This window comes from bacterium, from assembly GCA_035691305.1.
Taxonomy (GTDB): Bacteria; Sysuimicrobiota; Sysuimicrobiia; order Sysuimicrobiales; family Segetimicrobiaceae; genus DASSJF01.
In genome coordinates, this window is the sequence record DASSJF010000078.1 from 1 (window position 1) to 22,239 (window position 22,239).

21 protein-coding genes are annotated in these 22,239 nt (G+C 69.6%); 1 reads left to right on the forward strand and 20 read right to left on the reverse strand.

The genetic code is table 11. The annotated features are described in order from the left end of the window. The 10 genes from VFL28_14810 to VFL28_14855 all read right to left on the reverse strand — a co-directional run. The coding region (locus VFL28_14810; protein ID HET7265934.1) for a thiamine pyrophosphate-dependent dehydrogenase E1 component subunit alpha at positions 1-956 on the reverse strand (956 nt) is incomplete at its 3' end. Between the two features lie 28 nt (positions 957-984). Continuing rightward, a complete protein-coding gene (locus VFL28_14815) occupies positions 985-1,686 on the reverse strand; it encodes a glycosyltransferase family 2 protein (GenBank protein ID HET7265935.1) in 702 nt (233 codons plus the stop codon). Next, positions 1,683-2,720 carry a GDP-mannose 4,6-dehydratase gene (locus VFL28_14820; GenBank protein ID HET7265936.1) on the reverse strand — a complete coding sequence of 346 codons (1,038 nt, stop codon included), beginning with the start codon at positions 2,718-2,720 and terminating at the stop codon, positions 1,683-1,685. Before VFL28_14820 ends, VFL28_14815 begins: the two co-directional genes overlap by 4 nt. Continuing rightward, the gene (locus VFL28_14825; protein HET7265937.1) at positions 2,720-3,796 is read right to left on the reverse strand and encodes a kinase; all 1,077 of its coding nucleotides are present in this window, start codon (positions 3,794-3,796) and stop codon (positions 2,720-2,722) included. The genes VFL28_14820 and VFL28_14825 overlap by 1 nt, the downstream gene beginning before the upstream one ends. Continuing rightward, positions 3,793-4,419 carry an SIS domain-containing protein gene (locus VFL28_14830; GenBank protein HET7265938.1) on the reverse strand — a complete coding sequence of 209 codons (627 nt, stop codon included), beginning with the start codon at positions 4,417-4,419 and terminating at the stop codon, positions 3,793-3,795. Before VFL28_14830 ends, VFL28_14825 begins: the two co-directional genes overlap by 4 nt. Continuing rightward, the gene (locus VFL28_14835; protein HET7265939.1) at positions 4,412-5,350 is read right to left on the reverse strand and encodes an NAD(P)-dependent oxidoreductase; all 939 of its coding nucleotides are present in this window, start codon (positions 5,348-5,350) and stop codon (positions 4,412-4,414) included. Before VFL28_14835 ends, VFL28_14830 begins: the two co-directional genes overlap by 8 nt. Positions 5,351-5,411: 61 nt before the next feature. Next, positions 5,412-5,993, reverse strand: coding sequence for an NUDIX hydrolase (locus tag VFL28_14840; protein HET7265940.1), 582 nt, complete (start codon positions 5,991-5,993; stop codon positions 5,412-5,414). Positions 5,994-6,056: 63 nt separating this feature from the next. Beyond that, positions 6,057-7,655, reverse strand: coding sequence for a hypothetical protein (locus tag VFL28_14845; protein ID HET7265941.1), 1,599 nt, complete (start codon positions 7,653-7,655; stop codon positions 6,057-6,059). Between the two features lie 84 nt (positions 7,656-7,739). Next, positions 7,740-8,867 (reverse strand): glycosyltransferase family 4 protein, encoded by a 1,128-nt coding sequence (locus VFL28_14850; GenBank protein HET7265942.1) that lies wholly within the window; start codon positions 8,865-8,867, stop codon positions 7,740-7,742. 10 nt (positions 8,868-8,877) lie between these two features. After that, entirely contained in the window at positions 8,878-9,909 is a 1,032-nt protein-coding gene (locus VFL28_14855; protein ID HET7265943.1) for an SDR family NAD(P)-dependent oxidoreductase, read from the reverse strand. A gap of 105 nt (positions 9,910-10,014) precedes the next feature. Here VFL28_14855 and VFL28_14860 point away from each other — a divergent pair, with 105 nt between their 5' ends. After that, positions 10,015-10,599: a phosphatase PAP2 family protein gene (locus VFL28_14860; GenBank protein HET7265944.1), complete on the forward strand. Its 585-nt coding sequence runs from the start codon at positions 10,015-10,017 to the stop codon at positions 10,597-10,599. Here VFL28_14860 and VFL28_14865 read toward each other — a convergent pair. Genes VFL28_14865 through VFL28_14910 form a run of 10 tightly spaced genes read right to left on the reverse strand, consistent with a single transcriptional unit; the run spans position 10,596 to position 22,204 of the window. Next, a complete protein-coding gene (locus VFL28_14865; GenBank protein HET7265945.1) occupies positions 10,596-11,588 on the reverse strand; it encodes a sugar phosphate nucleotidyltransferase in 993 nt (330 codons plus the stop codon). The genes VFL28_14860 and VFL28_14865 overlap by 4 nt on opposite strands. Continuing rightward, positions 11,585-12,301: a nucleotidyltransferase family protein gene (locus VFL28_14870; protein ID HET7265946.1), complete on the reverse strand. Its 717-nt coding sequence runs from the start codon at positions 12,299-12,301 to the stop codon at positions 11,585-11,587. Before VFL28_14870 ends, VFL28_14865 begins: the two co-directional genes overlap by 4 nt. Before the next feature lie 13 nt (positions 12,302-12,314). After that, a complete protein-coding gene (locus tag VFL28_14875) occupies positions 12,315-13,310 on the reverse strand; it encodes an NAD-dependent epimerase/dehydratase family protein (protein ID HET7265947.1) in 996 nt (331 codons plus the stop codon). Between the two features lie 12 nt (positions 13,311-13,322). Beyond that, positions 13,323-15,431 carry a bi-domain-containing oxidoreductase gene (locus tag VFL28_14880; protein ID HET7265948.1) on the reverse strand — a complete coding sequence of 703 codons (2,109 nt, stop codon included), beginning with the start codon at positions 15,429-15,431 and terminating at the stop codon, positions 13,323-13,325. Further along, on the reverse strand, positions 15,428-16,324 hold the full coding sequence (locus VFL28_14885; protein HET7265949.1) for a glycosyltransferase family 2 protein: 897 nt from the start codon (positions 16,322-16,324) through the stop codon (positions 15,428-15,430). The genes VFL28_14880 and VFL28_14885 overlap by 4 nt, the downstream gene beginning before the upstream one ends. Beyond that, positions 16,321-17,037, reverse strand: coding sequence for a sugar transferase (locus VFL28_14890; GenBank protein HET7265950.1), 717 nt, complete (start codon positions 17,035-17,037; stop codon positions 16,321-16,323). The genes VFL28_14885 and VFL28_14890 overlap by 4 nt, the downstream gene beginning before the upstream one ends. 13 nt (positions 17,038-17,050) lie before the next feature. Next, positions 17,051-18,304: a glycosyltransferase family 4 protein gene (locus VFL28_14895; GenBank protein ID HET7265951.1), complete on the reverse strand. Its 1,254-nt coding sequence runs from the start codon at positions 18,302-18,304 to the stop codon at positions 17,051-17,053. Then, positions 18,301-19,458 (reverse strand): glycosyltransferase family 4 protein, encoded by a 1,158-nt coding sequence (locus tag VFL28_14900; GenBank protein HET7265952.1) that lies wholly within the window; start codon positions 19,456-19,458, stop codon positions 18,301-18,303. The genes VFL28_14895 and VFL28_14900 overlap by 4 nt, the downstream gene beginning before the upstream one ends. Further along, a complete protein-coding gene (locus VFL28_14905) occupies positions 19,455-21,002 on the reverse strand; it encodes an oligosaccharide flippase family protein (protein ID HET7265953.1) in 1,548 nt (515 codons plus the stop codon). Before VFL28_14905 ends, VFL28_14900 begins: the two co-directional genes overlap by 4 nt. Beyond that, positions 20,999-22,204 carry a glycosyltransferase family 4 protein gene (locus tag VFL28_14910; protein HET7265954.1) on the reverse strand — a complete coding sequence of 402 codons (1,206 nt, stop codon included), beginning with the start codon at positions 22,202-22,204 and terminating at the stop codon, positions 20,999-21,001. Before VFL28_14910 ends, VFL28_14905 begins: the two co-directional genes overlap by 4 nt. Positions 22,205-22,239: the final 35 nt, after the last annotated feature.

Sequence of the window (22,239 nt, forward strand, 5' to 3'; positions counted from 1 at the left end):
TGCCGCGCCTCCTTGAGCAGGTCCGTGTAGAGCTCCCCCGGGTCGGGCATTGGGCTGCGCTCGGCGAACTCGAAGGCCTCGCGGATCTCCGCCAGCACCCCCTGTTCGATCGCCTCGCGCTCCCGCGGCGGCACCAGCTGCGCGAGCCGCGTCACCTGATCGGCCGCGACCCACGGCTCGAGGTCGCGCTTTGAGCGGTAGCCCTTGTCGTAGTCTTCGTTCGGGCCGACATGCTCCCGCCACCGGTACGTCACGCACTCCAGGAAGCGCGGGCCGGGCCGGCCGCCGCGCAGGCCGGCCGCCGCGCGCTGCGTCCACTCGTAGATCTTGAACACGTCCATGTCCTCGATCCGCTCGGCCGGCACGCCGTACGCGCGCACCCGCTCGCAGAAGCTCGGGGCCGGCTGCCGCGCGTTGATGTGGCTGTGGATCGCGTAGGAGTTGTTTTCGCAGACGAACAGCACGGGCAGCTTCTTGAGCGAGGCGAAACTGATCGCCTCGGGCACCGAGCCCTCTTCCCAGGCGCCGTCGCCCGTGAAGGACGCGACGACGCCGTCCTTCCCTTGGATCTTGAGCGCCCAAGCGTAGCCGACCGCCTGCGGGTCGTTCACGCCCATGATGGCCGCGGTGCTCATCACGCCGGCGTCGAGGTCGATGAGGTGCATCGAACCGCCCTTGCCTTTGGCGCAGCCGGTCGCCTTGCCGTAGAGCTCGGCGATCATCTTCTTGAGATCGCCGCCCTTGGCGAGGTACATCGCGTGGCCGCGCAGGGTGCCGAAGACGATGTCGTCGCGCCGCAGCGCGCGGCAGACGCCGACAGACACCGCCTCCTGGCCGATCGAGAGGTGGATCGGGCTCTTGATCTTGTCGGTGGGATAGACGCGGGCGACTTCCTCTTCGACCCGGCGGATCCGGAAGAGTGCCCGGTAGAATTCCCTGGTGCGATCGTTGTGCATGCGTCGCCCTCCGTACGTGTCCGTGGCCCTAGCGCCAAAAGAACAGCTCCCGCCCGATCTCCACGATGTAGGCGAAGCCCCACTGCACGTGCAGCTTCTTCCGGCCGCCGATCCGCACCGGTTCGCTGCCCGGGATGTCCGCCGTCCGGAGGCGCCGCTTCGCCGCCCGGATGCTCAGCAGCGGCTCGAGGCCGACCCGCTTGCGAAACAACGCCTCCTCCGGCCAGTAGGACCGGTCCTTGTCGAGGTCGAGCTCCTCCAGCAAGGTCCGGCGGTATCCCCGGAACATCACCATAGCGTCAGTATAACGTGCCCGGAATAACAAGTTGATAGTCTTCGTGAACACCCGGTTCGCGAGGCCGGACATGAAGTCGTCGTCGTCGCTGCGCGCGCCGCCCGTGTACCGTGAGACGATGACCATGTCGTAGCCGTCCCGCATCCTGGCGACCAGCGCGGGGATCACCTCGGGCAGCGAGTTGCCCTCCGGGCTGAACGTGATGACCACGTCGCCCCGGATGGACGGCAACGCGTCGAGGTAGGCGAAGCGCAACCCCGGCCGCCGCTGCGTCACGACCTCGTAGCCGCGCTCCTGAAAGTACTCCAGGGTGCCGTCGGTGGAGCCGCCGTCGACGACCAGCAGCTGGTCGCACCACTCGCGGTTGATCCGCGGCATGATCTCCCGCACTCCCTGGATCTCGTTGAGCACGGGCAGCAGCAGCGTCACCTTCACGGCGACGGCGGCGCAGGCCGCGCGGCGGCCGCGTCCGTCCCGCGGGCGTGCCGCGCCTCGCGCCGCCAGTGGTCGAGCAGGTGCCGCAGGCTGTCTTCGAAGCTGATGCGGGGCGCCCAGCCGGTCGCCTGGATGAACTTGTCGACGGACGGAATCTGCAGCGTGACGTCTTTAGGCCGGACGAGGGCGGGGTCGCGGCGAGTGGGAATCGGCACCCGGGCCATCGCGACGAGGCGCTCGAGGCATTCGCCGACGGTCATCGTGGTCGTGCCGCCGATGTTGTAGACTTCGCCGGGCCGGCAGTGAACGAGGGCGTCCCAGTAGGCGCGCATCGCGTCCCGCACGTCGATGAACGTACGCACCGACTCGAGGTTGCCGTGCGCCAGTTCGGACGCGAGCCCTGCCTCGATCCAGGCGATCTGCCGGGCAAAGGCGGTCGCAAAGAGATCGGTCCGCCGCGGGTTGAGATACGTAAACATGCGCGTGCGGACGATCCGCATGCCGTAGGTCGTGAAGTACGCGAACCCGAGCAGATCCTGCGCGGCCTTCGAGACGGCGTAAGGGCTGACCGGTCGAAGCGGCGCGTCCTCGCGGATCGGCACGTCCGTGGGATTGACTTGGCCGTAGACTTCCGACGTGCTGCAGAGCTGAATCAGCGGGTCGAGCTTCGCCTGCCGGATCGTCTCGAAGAGGTTGCTGGTGGCGAGGATGTTGTTCTCGAGGACGACGCCCGGGATATCGAACGACGCCCGCACGTTGGCGTGCGCGGCGAGGTGAAAGACGCCGTCCGGCCGCGCGCGCTCGACCGCCCGCAGCACCGAGCCGTAGTCCAGCAGGTCGCACTCGTGGATCGCGACCCGGCCGCCGAACAGATCCCGGTGCCGCGCGGCGCTGTGCCAGCGCGCGATGCCGTGGACCTCGACCTCGGGATGGTTCCGGAGGACGTATTCGGCCAGATAGCTTCCGCCGGAACCGGCGACGCCGGTGATGAGGACGCGGCGCAAGGACGGCGGGGCGCCGCGCCCGGTGTCCATCAGCTGCCGCCGGCCCGCTTGACCGCCGTGGACTCACGGAACGGCCGCAGGACGCGGCCGGCCCGGTCCTGTTCTTCCGCCGAATAATCCTGCTCCGGCTCGAAGAAGACGACCTGACTGCCCCCGAACGAGAACCGGAACGGCACGTGCAGCAGACTGTTCAGGCGCTCGCGCACCCGCCGCCGGTTGTGCGGCTCGACGAACAGCAGCATGAAGCCGCCGCCGCCGGCGCCGGTCAGCTTGCCGCCGATCGCGCCCGCGGCGCGGGCCGCGTCGTACAGGTCGTCGATCTCCCGGCTCGACACGCTCGTGCTGAGGCTGCGCTTGGCCTTCCACGCCTCGTCGAGGAGCCGGCCGAACCGCGCCAGATCCCGACCGTCGTTGAGAATCGCGAGCCCCTCCTCGACCATCCCGCCGAGCGCCTGCATGTGATGCTCGTTCGTTTCGGTCCGCTGGATGTAGCTCTCCGCGACCTCCGAGGCCGTCCGCGTGATCCCGGTATAGAACAGCATCAGGTGGCCGCTCAGCTGCTGCGCCAGGTCTTGGCTGAGCGTGACCGGGTTGACCAGGATGTCACCGTCCCGGCCGAACACCACGTGGTTGAGCCCGCCGTGCGCGGCAAGCACCTGGTCCTGCGACCCTACGGACTCCTTGAGCACTTCCTGTTCGATGAAGACACTTTCCGAGGCGAGCCGCCCCTTGCTCGGCATCTGTCCCTTCAGCGCGTACAACGCGTGCAGCAGGCCGACGGTGAAGGAGGAACTGGAGCCCATGCCGCTGCGGGCCGGCAGGTCGCCGTCGTGGTGGATCTCGACCCCGCGGTCGATCCCGAGGTGCCGCAGCACCTCGCGCACGGCGGGGTGCTGAATTTCGTCGACCGTCTGGCACATCTCGATCTTGGACCATACGACCCGCAGACGGTGCTCGAAGAACGGCGGCAGGTAGCGGCACGAGAGATAGCAGTACTTGTCGATCGTAGCCGCCAGGACCGCGCCGCCGTGTTCGCGGTACCACACGGGGTAGTCGGTGCCGCCGCCGAAAAACGAAATTCGGTACGGCGTCCGGGTGACGATCACGGCGTGCGGGCTCCCGGCTCGTCGAAGAGAGCGCGCTCGACCAGGTCGCACAAAATGTGCTCGATCGCAAGGTGCGCCTCTTGAATATGCTGCACCTGGTCGCTCGGCACCTCGAGGCCCACCGTGGCGACCCGGGCCACGCGGCCGGCGCGGCCCGTCAGCGCGATCGTCCGGAGGCCGGCCGCGTGGGCGGCCTCGACCGCCCGGAGCACGTTGGGCGACGTTCCGCTTGCGCTGATCGCGACGAGGACGTCGCCGGGCCTGCCGAGCGACTGCACCTGCCGCGCGAAGATCTCGCCGGCCCCCGTGTCGTTTGCCACCGCGGTGAGCACGGAGGCATCGGTCGTCAGCGCGATGGCCGGCAGGCCGGGGCGCTCGAACTCGCGCGTCAGCCGGTTCACAAACTCGGCCGCGAGGTGCTGGCAGTCCGCCGCGCTGCCGCCGTTGCCGCAAAGCAGCAGTTTGCCCCCGGCACGGAAGGCCGCCGCGATGAGATCGGCCGCGGCGAGGATCGACGGGATCAGGTGCTCGGCGACGGCGCGCCGGACGTCCGCGCCGGACGTCAAATGCGCCCGTACCCGCGCGGCGCGGTCCACGGCCGTCGCGGCGGCGCGCTTAGACATTCTCGAACGGACCCCAGGCCAGCATCCGGTAGCCTTTGAGCAACTCGCCGATCCCCTCCTCCAGCGAGCGCCGCGCCTCGAAGCCGGCGTCGCGCAGGCGCTGATTGGAGACAATGTAGTCGCGCTTGTCCGGATCCTGCCCGATCGCCGCGAACTCGATGTCGAAGTCGGGCACCTGTTCCTTCACTTTCAACGCCAGCTGCTCTTTGGTCAGGTTCGCCGAATCCAGACCGACATTATAGCATCGCCCGGCCATGGCGTCCGCGTGCCGGACGCAGTAGATCATACAGTCGGCGACGTCGCGGATATGGACGAAATTGCGCCGGAAGTGCTTCTCGAAGATGACGAGATACCGGTCCTTGACCGCGGCGTAGACGAAGTGGTTCACGAGCAGGTCGACGCGCATCCGCGGCGACATCCCGAAGACCGTCGCGAGCCGCAGCGAGATCGCGTTCCGCGAGCCGAGGAGCTCCGCTTCGGCGTCGGCCTTGGTCCGGCCGTAGAGCGAGATCGGCTCGAGCGGCGTGTCCTCGGTGCAGTACGCCGCGCCCGGCTTCATCCCGTAGCCGCTGTTCGTGGTCGGGAAGACGACCAGCTGGTTCGGGCTGCGCAGCCGGTTGAGCATTTTGACGGCATCGAGGTTGAGCGCCTTGGCCAGCCACGGATCGCGGTCGCAGGCCGGGGCGCCGACCACCGCGGCGAGCGGAATGACAACGTCGGCGGCGGCGAGCAGGCGCCGTACCACGCCCTCGTCCCGCGCGTCGCCGTACTCGAAGGTGAACGCCGGGTTCGCGCAGAGGTGAAAAAGAGAGTGCTGGCGGTGCGCAAGATTGTCCAGCACCGTGATCCGGCACCCGGCGTCGAGAAGATGCTCGCACAGCACAGATCCGAGGTACCCCGCGCCGCCGGTGACGAGCACCCGTGACTCCATTACGGGACGAGATACTTTCCGCGCTCGCCGAGGTTCTTCCTCCGGGCCCGCCGAAGCGCCGTCACCCCGGCGCTTCCCGGACGAATCGATAGCCCAGGTGCGGCAGCGCCCGAAACGTCGTGGCCACGGCGGACGGCGACACCAACTCCTCCAGGCACAGACGGATCCAGTCGTCGACGGAAAACGTCCGGCTCACCAGATCCTCGTGCTCGTCAAACGAGGGTTCGGCAACGCGGCGGCAGCCCGTCGCCAGAAACTGGTGGTACTTGGTCCACGAATTGCGCGCGTTCATGAACAGCGGCGGTCCGACCGGTGTCACCCGCTCAGGCCGGTACCCCGTCTCTTCCATCAATTCGCGAGTCACGGCGGCGACCGGGTCCGCGTCGCCGGGTTCTGCCATTCCGCCGGGCAGCTCCGTGACGATCCGATCGCATCCCTGTTTGTACTGGCGCACGGCAATGACAAGGCCGTCCTCGGTCACGGGCAGGACGGTCGCCCAATCGGCGTGGCCGAAGAGCAGGTACTCCGCGTCGATCCCGGTTCGGGGATTCCGAAATATCTGAGTCAGAATCGACTTGCCGAACTTCTCGACCAACACCGTCGGCGGCCCGACCTTCGCCCACGGGCGAACGGATTCTGACATCCCACCCTCCCTACTCCCTGCCTCAGCGCGTCGTTGATACGGCAAGATCAGCCGGACCGCGGATCAGAACCCGATTCCGGCCTTCCAGATGAGCACGAGGTATGGACCCACGATAGCCTGACCGTCGGGCGGACCGAACGTCGCCGCCGCCACGGCGGCGGACACGTTGCTGTCGTCCGAGCCCGGATTCACGTTGAACCGGTTGAAGACGACGAAGTGCGCCCGAGCCGGCGCCGCATACCAGTCGGGGCGGCCGATGAACTGCATCGGCACGAGACGGCGCCCATCGGCCTTCACCGGCCGCACTGCCACGCTGCCTTTTGTCGTCGCCGTGATGACCGGAGCATCGAGCCAGTCGCCGTACCCCTCGTTCAGGTCATGCTTCTCGAGCCAGGACCCCACGAAGGCGGCGGGGGACGGCGCCGGCCCCAGGTCGAGCCGGCCCACCGGCGCCACGGCATAGCAGACGACAGCGGCGCACAACCCCGGGACGACCCAGGAGCGCGCGGCCCGCGGCCACGCCCAGGTGGCGATCTCGCGGCCCATCACGACCGAGGCGAAGACGGCCACCGGGATGAGATACCGCAGGGGGCCGATGCCCCAAAGGACATAGCCGGCCAGCACGATGACGCTTCCGACCGACAGCACGAGCGACAGCCAGTCCACGCGCCGCCTCCGCAGCCAGTTCACCGGAACACGCCACAGGAAGTACAAGGAGATGCCGAACACGACGACCCGTATATCGGTCGAGGAGTTGGGCGGCACGGTCCACGCGGCCGGTACCGCGGGGTTGCCGTTGCTCAGGCTGATGAGGCCGCGCACGAGCGAGCGCAGCGCAAAGGCGAAATGCGGCGGCCGCACCTGAAGGACGACCGGCGCGATGTCGATCCCACCCGAGTGTACCGCGAGCCGGCGAAGAAGCGCGGCGGCGCCCACGGCGGCGATCGCCACCAACGCGGCGGCGGCACAGCGGCGGCGCATCTGCGCCCGCTCGTCCGGAGCGGTGCGGAGGACCCCTGCCGCGACGAGAAGGACGGGGAGCACTGCGATGGCAAGCGCAGTGGTGTCTCCGACGACGGCCAGGGTGAGGAGCACAAAGGCGAGCGCGACCAAGGCGAGGGTGTGCCGCGTGACCGGCGTATCCGAACGGGCGGCCGCTTCGAGCGCCAGCAGGGCGGCGAGCGACGCGGCGATCGCGCTGATGTGGTTGCTCCCGATGAGACCGAGGTAGCCGAGGATGTGCGAGGGCAGGGCGAGCGGGATCACGGCGGCGATCACCCCAAGCAGCCGCCGCGCCGGCGTGGCCGGCGCAGGCGACGCCGCGACCGCCACGCCGACGATCAGGATCAGCCCGACGTAGAGGACCGTCGGGACCGTGTGCAGCGGCGCGGGCCCGACGCCTGCGAGCGCGACGCCGGCCGCGTAGAGCGGCAGGTCAAACGGTCGCAAGTCGAACGAGACGTAGGGGTCGGCCGGCAGCGTCCAGCCCCGCAGCGTCACGTTGCCGCGGGTGACGTCCTGCGCGGCCAGCATGATCGATGCGCTGTCCGGATCGGGAGGATAGGTCCAGGAGAGATCGATGAGAAACAGGTACAGCACCAAGCCGGCGAGCGCCAGAAGCGCGAGGCGTTGCGCGAAGGGCGCCGTCCGCTCTCCGTTCACCAATCTATTGCTGTCCTTCGCCGGAACCCGCTCCGGTCCTGTCCGTCCGTGCCGCCGGTCGGCACCGGGGTCGCTCCGGACCGTCTAGCGCGCGTCGCGTACCGCGGCGTCGAGCACACCGTCCACATCGGTCACAAACCGGTCGAAGGTGAACCCCTCGTCCACCCAGGCCCGTCCGGCCGCGCCCATGCGCGCGCGAAGCACGGGGTCCTTGATGAGACGCACCAGCGTCGCGGCGACGGCGCCCGCGTCGCGGCCGTCGACGACGTAACCTGTCACGCCGTCCTGAACCGCCTCCGGCGCGCCGCCGCCGTTTCCCGTGACTACGGGCAGCTCGAACGCGGACGCCTCGATGTAGACGATGCCAAAACCTTCGCCGGTCCAGCCGCCGTCTCGCCGCTCGGCGACCGACGGCATGACGAAGATGTCGCCCGCGCCGTACAGCGCGGGAAGTCCGGCGCGCTGGACGGCGCCGACAAAGTCGACGGCCTCCGCCACCCCGCGTTCCTCGGCCAGCGCACGGAGCCGCGGAAGGTCGTCCCCGTCGCCGGCGACGACGTAGCGAACGCCGCCCGGCTCGGCAAGAATCGAGGGCAGCGCCGCTATCACCGTGTCGACGCCTTTGTATCGCTCCTGGGCGGACAGGCGAGCGACCGACAACAGCGTCACGTCGCCGTCGTGCGGCCGTCGAGGGACCGCGGCGGACGCTGCGCGCAGCAGCACCGGATCGACGGCGGGATGGACGACGGCAAGCCGGGAAGCGGCTACTCCGTGGACCGACTCGATCTGACGCGCCGTGAAACGGCTCAGCGCGACGACGCGCGCGGCGCGCCGAAGCGCCGTTTGTCTGCGCGGTCCGAGCGGCCCCCACACGTCGATCCCGTATCCGATGACGACGTAGGGCACGCGATAGAGCCGCAGCAGCGTGTGGCCGATCGGTCCCAGCGCCACGTGGCTGCATACCACGAGGTCGCGGCTGCGCGCGTGGCGTACGGCTTGAGCCACGAACCGCGCCTGCGACAGCGGCGTCGACCGCCGGCCCTGGTCGCCGAGGTAACGCCCCGGGTGCGTGCGGTCGACCGCCTCGCCGTCCAGGAGGGAGAGCTCGTCGACGTGATTGCCGTTCGCGGCCGCGGCTTCGGCGAACATCCGCGTGTACGCTTCCGCCCCGCCCAGCCCAAAATACTTGGTCGCGAGGACCAGGACGTTCACGCGGCGGGCTTCAGGCGCGGGGACTGGCGGCGAACAGGTCGCGGTGGCTCTGCACCCAGCCGAGGAGGCGCCGAACGCCGTCGGCCGGTGCGACCTCCGGCTTCCATCCGAGCGCGCGACGAACCAGCGCCGTATCGGAGACGTAGACCCGCTGATCGGACGGACGCCACTCCTCGAACGTCACGGCCGGACCGTGCCCGGTTTCCCGCTCGAGAATCTCGAGCAGCTCGAGTAGCGACAGGGTAAAGGCCGAGCCGCCGCCCGTGTTGTAGGCGCGTCCCCACGCGGCCGGGTCGTCGACCTCCAGAAAGCGCGCGTACAGCCGCACCAAGTCGTCGATAAACAGAACGTCCCGCACCTGTTTGCCGTCGCCGTAGATGGACAGCGGACGGCCGAGCACCGCCGCGATGACAAAATGGGCGACCCAGCCCTGATCCTCGGTCCCGAACTGGCGCGGCCCGTACACGCAGGACAGGCGCAGCACCGCGGTGCGGAAGCCGTACATCCGGCCGTAGTCCTGCACATACTGGTCCGCGGCGCCTTTGCTGCAGCCGTACGGTGTGTGAAACTCGATCGGGTGCGCCTCTGAAACCCCGTCGCCGCGGGCGAAGACGTAGCGCCTGCCGCGCTCGACGATCTCGAGGTCGTCCAATCCGCCGTACACTTTGTTCGTCGAGGCGAAGACAACCCTCGGCCCGCGCGGCGACCGGCGGGCGGCTTCCAAGACGTTGAGCGTGCCGAGCGCGTTGACGTCGAAGTCCTCGCGCGGGGCGGTCACCGAAGTGGTGACCGCGGTCTGCGCGGCGAGGTGGTAGATCGCGTCGATCCCGCCGGCGGCGGCCGCGACGGCCGCGGCGTCGCGGACATCGCCATGGACGAACTCGACCCGGCGGCCCGCCTCGGAGCGCAGCCACTCCGCGTTTGCGCGGACGCCGGCGCGGGAGAGATTGTCGAAGACCACGCAGTCGCAGCCGAGACCGGCGAGATGCCGGACGAGATTGCTGCCCATGAACCCGGCGCCGCCGGTCACCAGAATCTTCATGTCGGCGCGACGATTACGCTGCCGCGCGGCTCCGCTCCTCTGTGGCCGGACCCCGCGGGACGCCGGCGGGAGGAACGAGGACGCTGGGACCGTGAACCGACGAGTATGAGCATCCCGCGATTCACGGCCGCGCTGGCGCTGTTTCTCGCGGTCGGGACCGGCACGTTCGCCCTCCCGTCGCACGCGTGGGATCTGGACGTAACGAGGTGGCTGCAGCGCGCGGCGCCGGGACCGGATCTCCCCGCCGCGATCTTCGTATTTCTTGGGGACGCCGAGGTGCTCATCCCCGCGGTCGCGCTCGCGGCGGTGCTGCTGTGGCGGCGCGCCCCGGCCCGGGCGTGGACCGCGGTGTGGCTCGCCTGCGGTCTGACCGCCGTCAGTCTGCTCGCCCTGGCGCTCAAGTTCACGATCCCCCATCCGGGCCCGCCCCCGGAGTTCCAACGCGCCGTCCAGCGGGTCGGACTGAGCGTGCAGCAGCCCTACAGTTTCCCGTCGGGCCACACGACGCGCACCACGTTCTTCGCGATCGCCGCGCTCGGGCGCACGCCGGCTGCCGGCGCGGCGCTGATCGTGGTCATGATGGCCGCCCTCGTGTACATCGGCGACCACTGGACGTCCGACGTGTTGGGCGGGCTGTGTCTCGGCTGGGCGTGCGCGGAGGCGGCCCGGCTCGTTCGGCCGCGCGGCTAGGCCAGCTCGATTTCGGAACTATCGCCGATGTTGATGCGGACCTGCCGGCCTTTCACGCTGGCCCGCTCGCCGATGATCGATTCCTCGAGGACGACCCGTTCGACGCGGGCGTGCGCGTTGACGATGCTCTCCCGCAGCACCGAGTTCACGACCTGCGCTCCCTCGGCGATCGTCACGTACGGGCCGATCACCGACCCCTCGACGATCGCGGAATCGGCGATCGAGGACGGCGGGATGACGAAGGTTCCGTCGATGCGGCGGGGGTTGGGCGCGGAAGCGAGCAGCGCGTGGTTGGCGCGGAGCAGCGCCTCCGGCGTACCGCAGTCGTACCAGTGGGGGACGGGGAACGTCCTGAGACGCGCCCCGCGGTCGACGAAGATCTGCAGCGCGTCGGCGAGCCAGTACTCGCCCCGCGCGGTGCGCCGCAGGGCCACCATCTCTTCGAGGGCCGCGCGAAACGGCGGCGCCTCCTGGATCACGTACACCCCGACCACGGCGAGGTCGGGGATGTGCGACAGCCCGACCGGCGGCTGCTCCGGCTTCTCCCACAAACGCCGGACGAAGCCGTCGCCGTCGACCTCGACGACGCCGAAGGCGCCCGGGTTCTCGACGCGGTGGACGCCGATCGCCGAGTGGGGCAGGCGCATCGCGCTGCGGAGATCGGCCTCCACGATCGTGTCCCCGAACACGATCAGGGTCGGCCCCGTGAGATGTTCGCGCGCCAAGTAGATCGCATGACCGTTGCCGAGCGCCTCCTCCTGGTGCACGAAGTGCGCGTCGAACCGGTAGCGTTCGCGCACGTAGTCTTCCACCTGCTCGGCCAGGTGCCCGACGACGAACGTAATCTCCTCGATGCCGAGGCCGCCCAGTTCGTCGAGAATATGGGCGAGGATCGGCTTGCCGGCCACGTTCATCAACACTTTCGGCTGGGTGTGCGTGTGCGGCCGCAGGCGCGTGCCGCGTCCGGCCACCGGGATGATGGCCTTCACGTCTGTTCCTCGCGCAGCACGCCGAACAACCGACGCTGGAACTCGGCGGCCACTTCGTTCACATCCTTGATCGTGTCGACGCCCCGCCAGTACGCCCGCGACCGGTAGGCGCCGAGCCGGCCGTCGCGGGCGAGCTCCGGAAACGTGGTCGTCTCGTGGTCTCCCTGCGCCGGCAGCAGGCCGCGGACCGACGGGGAGAGCGCGTACACGCCCGCGTTGATCCAGTACGGCAGCTCCGGCTTTTCGCGGAACCGCGTCACGCGATCGTGATCGTCCAGCTCGACGATGCCGTAGGGGCTCACAAAGGGCGTGAGCACGACGGTCGCGACCGCGTGTCCGGCGCGGTGGGCCGCCAGCAGCGGGGCGAGGGCGAAGTTCGTGATCACGTCGCCGTTGGTCGCGATGACGACGTCCTCCCCGGGGGGTACGTGCCCGAGCGCGGCGCGCAGGCCGCCGCCGCGTCCCAAGGGCTCGTCCTCGATGGCGTGTGTGATGCGGACGCCGAGGCGCTGGCCGTCACCGAAGTAGCTTTCGATCACCTCGTGCCGGTAGCCGGACGCGATGACGAGATCCGTGATGCCCTGGGTCTGAAGCCAGTGAATCTGGTAGCCCAGGATGGGCACCCCCATGATCTCCACCATAGCCTTCGGCCGGTCCTCGGTGAACGGCCTGAGCCGTTCTCCCTTTCCCCCCGCGAGCACGATGGCGTACATACGACCTCCGGCGTCAGAACCGTGCGTCCCGAGCGATCTGGTCCCGGTGCTGCATGAACCATTCAAACGTCCGCCGCGCGCCCGTGTCAAAGTCGGTCGACGGCCGGTAACCCAGCAGGCGGCCGGCCTTTTCCACCGCCGCGCACCGCCGCACGATGTTGTCCCAGGGGCGGCGCGGGACGTACCGAACGCCGGCCGGGTTGCCGGTCATTTCGTTGATCAGCCCCGCCAGATACGCGACCGTCGTTTCCTTCCCCGACGCCAGGTTCATCGCCTCGCCGACGGCCTCGTTCGCCACACCGGCGGCAAGCAGCCCTTCGACGATGTCCCCGACGTAGGTGAAGTCGCGCGTCTCCTCGCCGGTCCCCATGATCGGCAGCGGTTCTCTCCGCAGGGCCCAATAGATGAAGTTGGGGATCACGTTCCGGTACCGGCCCGGGATTTCTCCGGGTCCATATACATTAAAGAAGCGCGCGCGCACGACGGGCACCTTGTAGTAGTGAAAGAAAAAGTTGCAGTAGAGCTCGCCGAGCAGTTTGGTGATCTGATACGGCGTGTCGAGATCGATAGACACGAAATCTTCTCGCAGCGGCAGCGGGGCCGCGCTGCCGTACACCGAACAGCCGGACGACGCGTAGACGAACCGCCGGACCGCGGCGAGCCGCGCGAACTGCAGGACTTTGAGCGTGCCGAGGCCGTTGACCATCAAATCCTGCTCGGGATGATCAATCGAGTTCTGATTCGCGAACAGCGCCGCCAGATGAAACACGTAGTCCGGCTTCTGCGCGAACGCGGTGTGCAGCGCTTCGTCGTCGAGCACGCTCCCCTGCTGGAAGCGCACCGCCGGATCGTCGGGAACGTTCCAGCGGCTGGCGGATGACAGGTCGTCGAGCACGACGATCTGCGCGGCGCCGTGCGCCGCCAGCGCGCGGACGAGGCTGGCGCCGATGCAGCCGGCGCCGCCCGTCACCACAACGGTGCTGTCGGCATAGGCTTGGTCCAACGTCATCGCCACGCTCCCTTATGCGCTTCTCTGGGCCGGAAGAACGGCCGCGGCGTCCACCGCGACGGGTTTGCCCGTGCGGACCGACTCGAGGACGGCCAGGCAGGCCAGCGTGTTGGCCGCGTACGCGGACGCGGCCACCGGCGCCGCGGTCTCTCCGCGAACGGCCGCGATCCACGCGCGCAGTTCCTCGTCGAATCCCTTCGCCGTCTCCGAGCGGTGAATCCGGCGTGCCCGTCCGCCGCGGACGAGCGTCAGATGCCGGAAGTCGTCGAGGGTCGCGGCGAACCCGGCGCCGAAGGCCTCGAGCCGCTCGCGCGATTCCGCCCGGTCGGCGCCGTCCGCGTAGACGACCGAGGCCGTGGACCCGTCGCCAAACGCGGCGGTGACGACAAGCGTCGCCCCGCCGGCACGCGCAAACACCTCGATCGGATCGGCCTCGGTCAAATACTGCAGCAAGTCGATGAAGTGCCCCCCCTCGGCGAGCCACCGTCCCCCGCCTTCCTTGGGATCATACACCCAATGATCCGGGGGGATCGCCCCGGCGTTCACGCGATACGTGAGCGCGAGAGGACGTTGGCCGGCCAGAAACTCCTTGAGCAACCCGGCCAAGCCGGAGTAGCGACGGTTGAATCCGACCATCAAGACGCGCGATGACGCGGCGTGGGCTTCGAGCACCCCGCGGGTCTGCTCCGCCGTCAGCGCCAACGGCTTCTCGACGAAGACGTGCTTTCCGCTGCGAAGGGCGTCGATCGCGAGCGGCGCGTGCAGATCGTGGCGGGTGGCGACGACGACCGCCTTGATCTCGGGGGCGTTCATGATCTCGCGGACGTCGGTGGTGCAGCGCTCGAACCCGAGGCGGTCCCCGGCGTGACGGGCCGACAACCCGCTCCGCGTGGCGATCGTGTGCAGGCGCACGCCGGGTAGGCCGCGCAGCGCCGGGAGGAGCACCGTCTGGGCGAATAGGCCGCCGCCGATCACTCCAACCGCGACCGGTTCGGCCGCGGGAGACGGGGTCGCGGCCGTCCCCGGGCGGGCGGCCGGACGCAGCGTCTGCGTCCGGCCGCCCGCGTCGCGCTCCGGATAGACCAATACCACGCCGAGGTGCGGCTCTCGGACACGCCCGCGGATCAGCGCGTACGCCTCCCCGGCCCGCTCGATCGGAAACCGATGAGTGATCAACGGCTCGACCCGGACACTGCCGCGCCCAAGCGCCGCCACGAAGTCGGCGTTGTCCTGGGGCAGCGCCGATCGCGAGAGGAGCAACGACAGTTCCTTCTGCCAGTATGGACGCCGCGGGATGTCCATGCCCGTCACGCCGACCATCACGACGGTGCCGCCCGACCGTGCCAGCTCCGCCGCCAACTCGACAGGTCCGTTGCTGGTCGTCGCGGCGGTGATGATCACCGCGTCCGCGCCGGCGCCACCGGAAAGCCGTCCCGCGTCGGCCTGCGCCTCGTCCGCGCTCGTGGCCGCGGCATCGGCGCCGAGATCTCGAGCGAGGGCCGCGCGCGCAGGGGCGATGTCCTGCCCCAGCACCCGGCAGCCCAGGCCTTTCAGAAGCTGGACGGTCAGCTGGCCGAGGAGTCCCAAGCCGATCACGGCCACGACGTTTCCGGCACCGGCGCCGGACCGCCGGATGCCGTGCAGCGCGATGCCACCCAGCATCGCAAACGCCCCGGCCTCCCACGACACGCCCGCGGGAAGGGGGACGCACTGCTGCTCGGGCACGACCACCATTTCGGCGTGAAGCGCCCAATCGGCGCCGGTGCAGGCGACGCGATCTCCGGGCCGCGCGCCGGTCACGCCGGCGCCGGTGTCCGCTACCAGACCCGCGCAGCTGTAGCCCAACGGAAACGGCCGGTCCAGACGCAAAAATCCCTCGCGGATCGTCGTACGCAGGCCGTCCCGACGCACCTTATTGAGCGCCTCGCGCACCAGGTCCGGCCGGGCCCGCGCCTTGCCGAGCAGACTCTTGCCCGCGAGTTCGATCACGAGCCGCTCGGTGCCCGCGCTGACGACGGACGCGGCGTTGCGAACGAGTACCGTGTCTCGGCGTACCTGCGGCACCGGAACGTCCGCCACACGCAGCGCCCCGGTGCGGGGGCTCAATACCACCTGCTTCATCTCATCCCGCCCCTCACCCGGGCATCGAGCAGCATCGCGTCGATCAGGAGCCGGTACCAAAGCGCCTGCAGGGAATGGTAGATAAACCCTTCCCGACCGTCAAGAAAACCGCCGCGAAGCAGATAGCGGTAGAGGAAATACAGGAGGGCGCGCAGGCCCGCCGGCGTCCGGCGGTAGACGCGCGTGTACCACCACCGCGACCGCTCCGCGGGCACGGCGCTGCCCCAGCGCGCCGGCAGCCCGGCGGCATCGTGACGCAGCAACTCCTCGGCGTTCAGCCGCGCGTAGCGTGTGTGCCGCTCGATCCAGCGCTCTAGCGGCCGCCGATCCTCGTGCAGCAGGTCGCCGTGCAGACGGGCCGTCGGTCCGTCGACGAGGAGGTGCTCGTCGACGCCGCGGTCCTCGCACCGCGCCACGCGGTGGCGAACGACGCGGAGAAGCCACACGGGGTAGTAACCGCCGTGACGGAGCCAGCGGCCCAAAAACACGAACCGCCGCTTCACCTGAAACCCGGCGATGCCGGCCGGCGGCGCCGCAAGCACCGCGGTGAGCTCCGCCCGCAACTCCGGCGTTACGGCTTCGTCGGCGTCCAAGAACAACACCCACTCCGGTCCCAGCGGCAGCGACCGAAGGGCCCAGTTGCGCTGCGCGGCGTACCCAGGAAACTCGCGCGGGACGACGCGCGCGCCCGCGTCGCGGGCAAGCGCGGCCGTCCGGTCGGTGCTTAGCGAATCGACGACCCAGACTTCCGCCGCCCAGCCCACGACGCCGGCGAGGGCGTGCGGCAGATTGTCCTCTTCGTTCCGAGCCAGAATAATGACCGCGAGCGGGACGGGGCCGGTCCGTGCGGACGTCTCCGGGGTGGGCGCCGGCGCGGGCTGCGACCCGGTCACCCGTTCCGCCGCTGCCACGCGTGGCGGCCGCGCCGCGGCCAGCGCCCCGCCAGGCTGATGAAAATCGAGAGCGCGATCAGACGCAGATCCAGCCACAGGCTCATCCGGCGCACGTACAGTGCGTCGTACTTGAACTTCCGCTGACGGCTGATGTCCCGCGGCGCGTAGACCTGGGCCAGTCCGGTCAGCCCGGGCGTGACCACGATCCGCACGTGGTAGTTGGGGACCTCCTCGATCCGATGATATCGCGACCGGGGATCGACCTCGATCTCCTGGGGCAGCAGCGCCCGCGGCCCCACGAAGCTCATCTCCCCGCGTACGACGTTCAGCAGCTGCGGGATTTCGTCGAGCGCGGTCGCCCGCAGCACGCGGCCGACCCTGGTGATCCGGTTGTCGACCACCGTCGCCTGCCGGTGTACGTCGCGATGCACGACGGGATGCATCGTGCGGAACTTGATGACGCCGAAAGGCACCCCGCCCCGGCCCACCCGGATTTGGCGGATGAAGATCGGGCGGCGATCGTCGAGCCAGATGGCCGCCGCAATGACGAGACAGATTGGGGAGAGCACGAACAGGCCGGCTACCGCCAGCGCGGCCTCGAGCGGCCACTTCAACGCGTAGCCCGGCTTGAGGGTCGGTGGAGCGGCGGGGACGGTGGGTGTTTCGGCGGCACGCGATTCCGCGTCCGTTCCCGCGAGGTTGATCAGCGTCACGAGAACAACAGCCTCATGGTCGCTTAGGGGAGTTGGCCGCGCCCGCACCCATTCCTGCCCTCGCGGGCGCAACGAGACGTTCCACGAGCGCCGCGTACGCGGCGGTCGACGCGCGCCGCGAGAAATGCGCCTCGACGTACCGGCGGCCGGCGCCGCCCATCGCGCGCCGGCGCGCGGGGTCCGCCGCGAGTTCATGGATCGCCCCGGCCAGCGCCGCGGCGTCCCCGGGATCGACGCACACTCCGCCACCGGACGCGTCGACGATCTCGCGAGCATCGCCCGGCGGCAGCGCGGCCACAAGGGGCCGGGACTGGCCGAGAATACCGGCGATTTTGGACGGAACCACCGGCGTCGCGACCGACGCCTCGAGGGTCACGAGACAGCAATCGGCGGCGGCGACGAGCGTCGGATACCGTTCGATCGGCTGGAACGGCAGAAAGCGGACGTTGGTCAGGCCGCGCTCGCGAACGAGCGCCTCGGCCTCCGCGCGGCGCACCCCGTCCCCCGCGAGAAGGAAGACGATCGTGGGATCATCGCGCAAAACCCGGGCCGCCTCCACGATAACGGACATGTCTTGAGCGTACCCCATCACCCCCGCAAAGAGGACCACGGTCCGCTCCCCGAGGTCCAGCTCGACACGGTAGGGGTTGGGATCCGGAGGGGCCGCGTCGTCCAGGTCGACCCAATTCGGAATGACGAGAATCTTGCCGGGATCAACGCCGCGTGCGACGAGCAGGCGCCGGTTTCCGTCGGAGTGCACCGTCAGCGCGGCGGCGCGGCGATACGCCCGGCTTTCCAGCCACCGCAGCACGGCGAGGACGACCGGATTGCGCGCCAGACCGAGATCGATCAGAGCCTGCGGGTAGATGTCCTGCACGTTGACCACGAGCGGCACGCGCCGGCGCCGCGCGAGGACTTCCGCCGCGAGGGCGAGCGGCAGCGGCGGCGAGTACACAAGGACCGCGTCGTGGCGGCCGGCGCGCAGCCCCGACCAGACCATCGACGCCGCCAGGGTGACGTGCGTGACCGCCCGCACCGCGCGCGGCACCTTGACGAACGGCAGCGCCGCGACGCGGATTACGCGCACGCTGTCGGGAGGCACGCGGGACGGCCGCGCCGGCGCCTCGTCGACGTGCGACGGCGGGTACGGGGCCAGCACCGTCACCGCGTGCCCCCGCGCGGCAAGGTCTTCGGCCAGTTGCGACATGAGGACGGAAACGCTTCGGATCTCCGGCGGGTAGTGCGGCGTGACAAGCAGCACCTTCATGTTGGGCTCGACGCGGCCGGCGTCGCGAGGCGTGAGTACGCCGCGACGGCGCGATCCCCGTAGGCGTCCCAGGTCCACGCGCGCGCCGTCTCCGCGGCGGCCGCCGCCATCGCGGATCGCTTCTGCTCGTCCTCGAACAGCTCCCGCAGGGCGCGCTCGAGCGCGGCGGCGTCCGCTACCGGAACGATCAACCCCTCGCGGCCGTGGGTAATGATATCGTCGGCCCCGGTGTTCGGCGTCACGACTACCGGCACCCCGCTCGCCAGCGCCTCGAGGACGGACAGCGCCATCCCTTCCTCCAACGAGGGAAGCACAAACGCGGACGCGGTTCGATAGAGCGCGGCGAGATCCGCATGCGACAACGCCCCCATCACGCGGACCCGCGCCCGGCTCCCGCGGAGAATCGGCGCGAGGTCGGGAGCCACGGCGCCGGCCAGACAGAATTCGATCTCGAGCGCCTGGCGGTCCTCAATCACCCCGAGGCGTTCTGCCGCCTCCAGCAGGTACGGCGTACCCTTGCGGAGGCTGAGCCCTACGGCGACGACGCGAAACGGACGCCGCGGCGGCGCGCCCGGGGAGAACAGCCGCGTGTCGACGCCGTACGGAATGTGCAGCAACCGGTCCCCGGGGAACCCGCGATCGAGAAAACTCCGTACCACGAACCGGCTCGGCACCGAGATATGCTCGGCCTCGTCGTACTCGCGCAGCTGGCGGGTCACCATTCGAGGATCCACCGGAGGAACCGGACAGCGCCACCGCCGGTACTCCTCGGCGACGAGCGCCTGTTGCGTCAGAATGTGGGTCGATCCGCGTTCAAGCACCGTCCGGGCGCTCCGGCGCGCGGCGCGCTGCGCAAAGAGTGAGAAGCCGGCGAACCCGACCCAGACATCGCATCCTGCGACGCGCCGCGCCGCCCAGCGGTCAAAGATCACGGACTTGAGATAGTCCCCGCCCCCCCAGCGTAGACCGAGCACCCGAGGGCCGCGCATCGCGATCTCGGGCCACGGGTTCGCGTCGATACGGTCGGCCGGAATCCGTTCGCCGCGCAGCGGCCGGTGCGTCGTGACGAGACGGTGGAGCATCCCGCGCGCCTGCAGTTGTTCGGCGAGGCGGAACGCGTGAAACGTCCCGCCGACAGACACGGTGACCCTCACCGCGAATCGTCCACCAACGGCAGGACGCGATCGTCCCGACCGTCGCCCTCCGCCGGGCCCGCGGCGCCGTTCGGCATGCCGTTCCACGCCGCGGGCGTCTCGCCGCGAAAACCCGCCAGTAGGCTCCACAAGTGTTCCTGCAGCTGTTGCCGATCGATGAGGGCCAGGCAGACGAGGTAGACGGCGGCGGCCGCGGCGAGGTTCGCCGCGTACCCGATCCGTCCTACCCAAGGTACGAGGTGAGCGGCCCGGAGGGCGGCGACGGACCCGCCGGCGATCACGGCGGCGAGCGCGGGCCGCCAGTATCCGTCGAGATACAGGCTCGTCACCTCGCGGCGGAGGGCACGGTAGCCCACGATCAGGCCCGCCAACTCGCTCAGGAACATCACCGCGCCCGCCGCGTACGGCCCGCCAACCTTGATCGCGGGCACGAGCAGCGGCAGGGCCACAAGCACCTGAACCAGGCGCATCCACACGGCGTCGCGCAGGCGCCCGATCCCGGTCAGCAGCACCTTGATGTTCTCGGCGACCGGGAAGATGAAACCGAAGGCGGCCAGCCACGGCAGGATCGCCGCCGTCTCCGCCCAGCGGACCCCGGCGCCGTACAGCAGACCGACGATCTCGCGCGGGAAAAGCGCGAGCCAAATGAGCGCCGGGAACATCAGGCGGACCAGGAGCCCGTGGGACAACCGATAGGCGTACGTCAGCGCCTCCCGCCTGCCCGCGAGGCTCGCGTAGACCGGGAACGCGACCTGCACCGCGGCAAACGAGACGACGTAGTGGCCGAACTCGGCCAGGTACCGGCTGCGGTCGTAGAACCCAAGCGTGACCGTGCCTGCGAGGACGCCGAGGAGCGCCGTGTCCCCGCGATACCAGATCGTTTCCAGCGCCCGTGCCACGAACATCTGCCACCCGAACCGCCACAGTTCCCGCGCGGTCTCGAGGTTGTAGCCGCCCCGATACCGCCACCGGCTGACGACCCGGAACCCGACGAGCGTTACGCCGGATAGAATCAGTTCCCGGCCCAGCAGGCTCCACACGCCTGCCCCGGCTCGGGCGAGCGCCAGCGCGGCGACGATGGAGAGCACCACCGAGATGAGGCGCACGCGGGAAATCTGATTGTACTGAAACGTCCGCTCGAGCGTGGCCGAGTACACGTACGAAATCACGCTGAGATTCCGGACGACGAACAGCGCGAAGAACAGCGGGATGAAGATGCCCGGGAAATGCGGACGCAGCACGGCGGCCAGCACGGCCCCCCCGACTACCAGGGCCGCGTACAGGCGCACGCTCAGCACGTACGCCGTGTCCGCGACGCCCGGTGCATTCTGCATCTGGATGATCGCCTGCGAAAAACTGAACCCGGTTGCGATGGAGAGGATCTCGGCCAGCGAGCCGGCAAGCGCAAACTGGCCGAAGTCCTTCGGGAAGAGAAGCCGCGCCAGCAGCAGATTGAGGCCGAAGTTCAGCACGAATGCGAAGTAGCCCGTGGCGCTCAGCCACACGACCCCCAGCAGGGCGCGCCGGATCGGAGCGGCCGTCACGAGGCCACTCCCGGGCGGCGCCGGGCGGCGACGCGATGGAGGGCTTCGAGGATCCCTTGGATGTCCGCGTCGTACGAGAAGGTCCGGACAATGTCGCGCGACCGCGCGCCCATCCGGGCGCGCGCGCCGGGATCGGCCAAGAGGCGCCGCAACGCGTCCGCGAGCGCGGGCACGTCGCCTACTGAGTAGACAAACCCGTTCTCCCCAACGCGCACGAGGTCGGGGGCGGCCCCGACGGCGTCGCTCGCAATGACCGGCAGGCCGAAGCACATCGCCTCGTTCAACACGAGTCCCCACGGCTCGTGACTGCTGGGAAGCACCAAGACGTCGGCGGCGGCATAGTACCGGCCGATCTCGCCCTGGTTCACGAATCCCGTAATGGACACACCGGAAAGCTTGCGCCGCGCGATCTCCGCCTCGAGGCGCGGACGTTCGGCCCCTTCCCCGAGAAACACGAGAGCCGCCGGGTGCTCCCCCACCACCCGAGCGTACGCGTCTAGCAGGTCTAGCGGCCGCTTGCGCCCGATGAGCTTGCCGACGTACAGCACCACCGGCAGATCCGGCGGGAGGCCGAGCTCCCCCCGCAGCTCGCGCCGCAGGGGCCGCCACCGGTCGGCCTCGACGCCGAAGGTCTCGTTGTCGACGGCGTACGGGACGGAGAAAATCCGGGCGTCGGGTACGCCCTGCGCCCGGTAGAACTCGCGGTTGAGACGCCCGATCGCCAGCGCGGCCTCGACGCGCCGCAGGAGGCCGCGGAGCGCCCACCGCTTCGCCCCGGCGGCCCAGCCGCTCCGCCGTCCGAGCAGGGTCGATTCCCCGCGCAGCAGGATCGGCGTGCCGCTCCGGCGCGCGCCGAAGAACGCCAGCCAGTCCGTGGCGTGCGCGTATCCGTGCACGATGAGCGCGTCGTAGCGTTCGCGCCCGAGCGTCGCGACAATTTCCGGGTGCACGAACCGGGCGAAATGATCCGCCCGCGGCCACGGCGAGCGGTTGTGAAGGACGGTCCAACGGTAGCCGTCCAGCAGCGGAACGTCCCACTGAAACGCGACGCCGAACTCCGCGTCGTGGTGGAGCCGGGCGCCCTGATCGTCCATGTAGTATACGTGCAGCGCGACCTCGGGGTGCGCGGCCAGGCGCCGCAGCAGCGGCGCCTGGTACTGAATCGGATGGGAAACGAGGTAGGCGACTCGATACGGCGTCAAAAGGGCAATTCCCCCCGGGTGCGAATTCTGTTGCG

Coding starts and splice junctions, on each gene's coding strand:
- VFL28_14880 (HET7265948.1), bottom strand. CDS start 15,431: ATGAAGCAGGTGGTATTGAGCCCCCGCACCGGGGCGCTGCGTGTGGCG.
- VFL28_14835 (HET7265939.1), bottom strand. CDS start 5,350: ATGGAGTCACGGGTGCTCGTCACCGGCGGCGCGGGGTACCTCGGATCT.
- VFL28_14820 (HET7265936.1), bottom strand. CDS start 2,720: ATGGACACCGGGCGCGGCGCCCCGCCGTCCTTGCGCCGCGTCCTCATC.
- VFL28_14855 (HET7265943.1), bottom strand. CDS start 9,909: ATGAAGATTCTGGTGACCGGCGGCGCCGGGTTCATGGGCAGCAATCTC.
- VFL28_14895 (HET7265951.1), bottom strand. CDS start 18,304: ATGAAGGTGCTGCTTGTCACGCCGCACTACCCGCCGGAGATCCGAAGC.
- VFL28_14860 (HET7265944.1), top strand. CDS start 10,015: ATGAGCATCCCGCGATTCACGGCCGCGCTGGCGCTGTTTCTCGCGGTC.
- VFL28_14870 (HET7265946.1), bottom strand. CDS start 12,301: ATGTACGCCATCGTGCTCGCGGGGGGAAAGGGAGAACGGCTCAGGCCG.
- VFL28_14840 (HET7265940.1), bottom strand. CDS start 5,993: ATGTCAGAATCCGTTCGCCCGTGGGCGAAGGTCGGGCCGCCGACGGTG.
- VFL28_14830 (HET7265938.1), bottom strand. CDS start 4,419: ATGTCTAAGCGCGCCGCCGCGACGGCCGTGGACCGCGCCGCGCGGGTA.
- VFL28_14875 (HET7265947.1), bottom strand. CDS start 13,310: ATGACGTTGGACCAAGCCTATGCCGACAGCACCGTTGTGGTGACGGGC.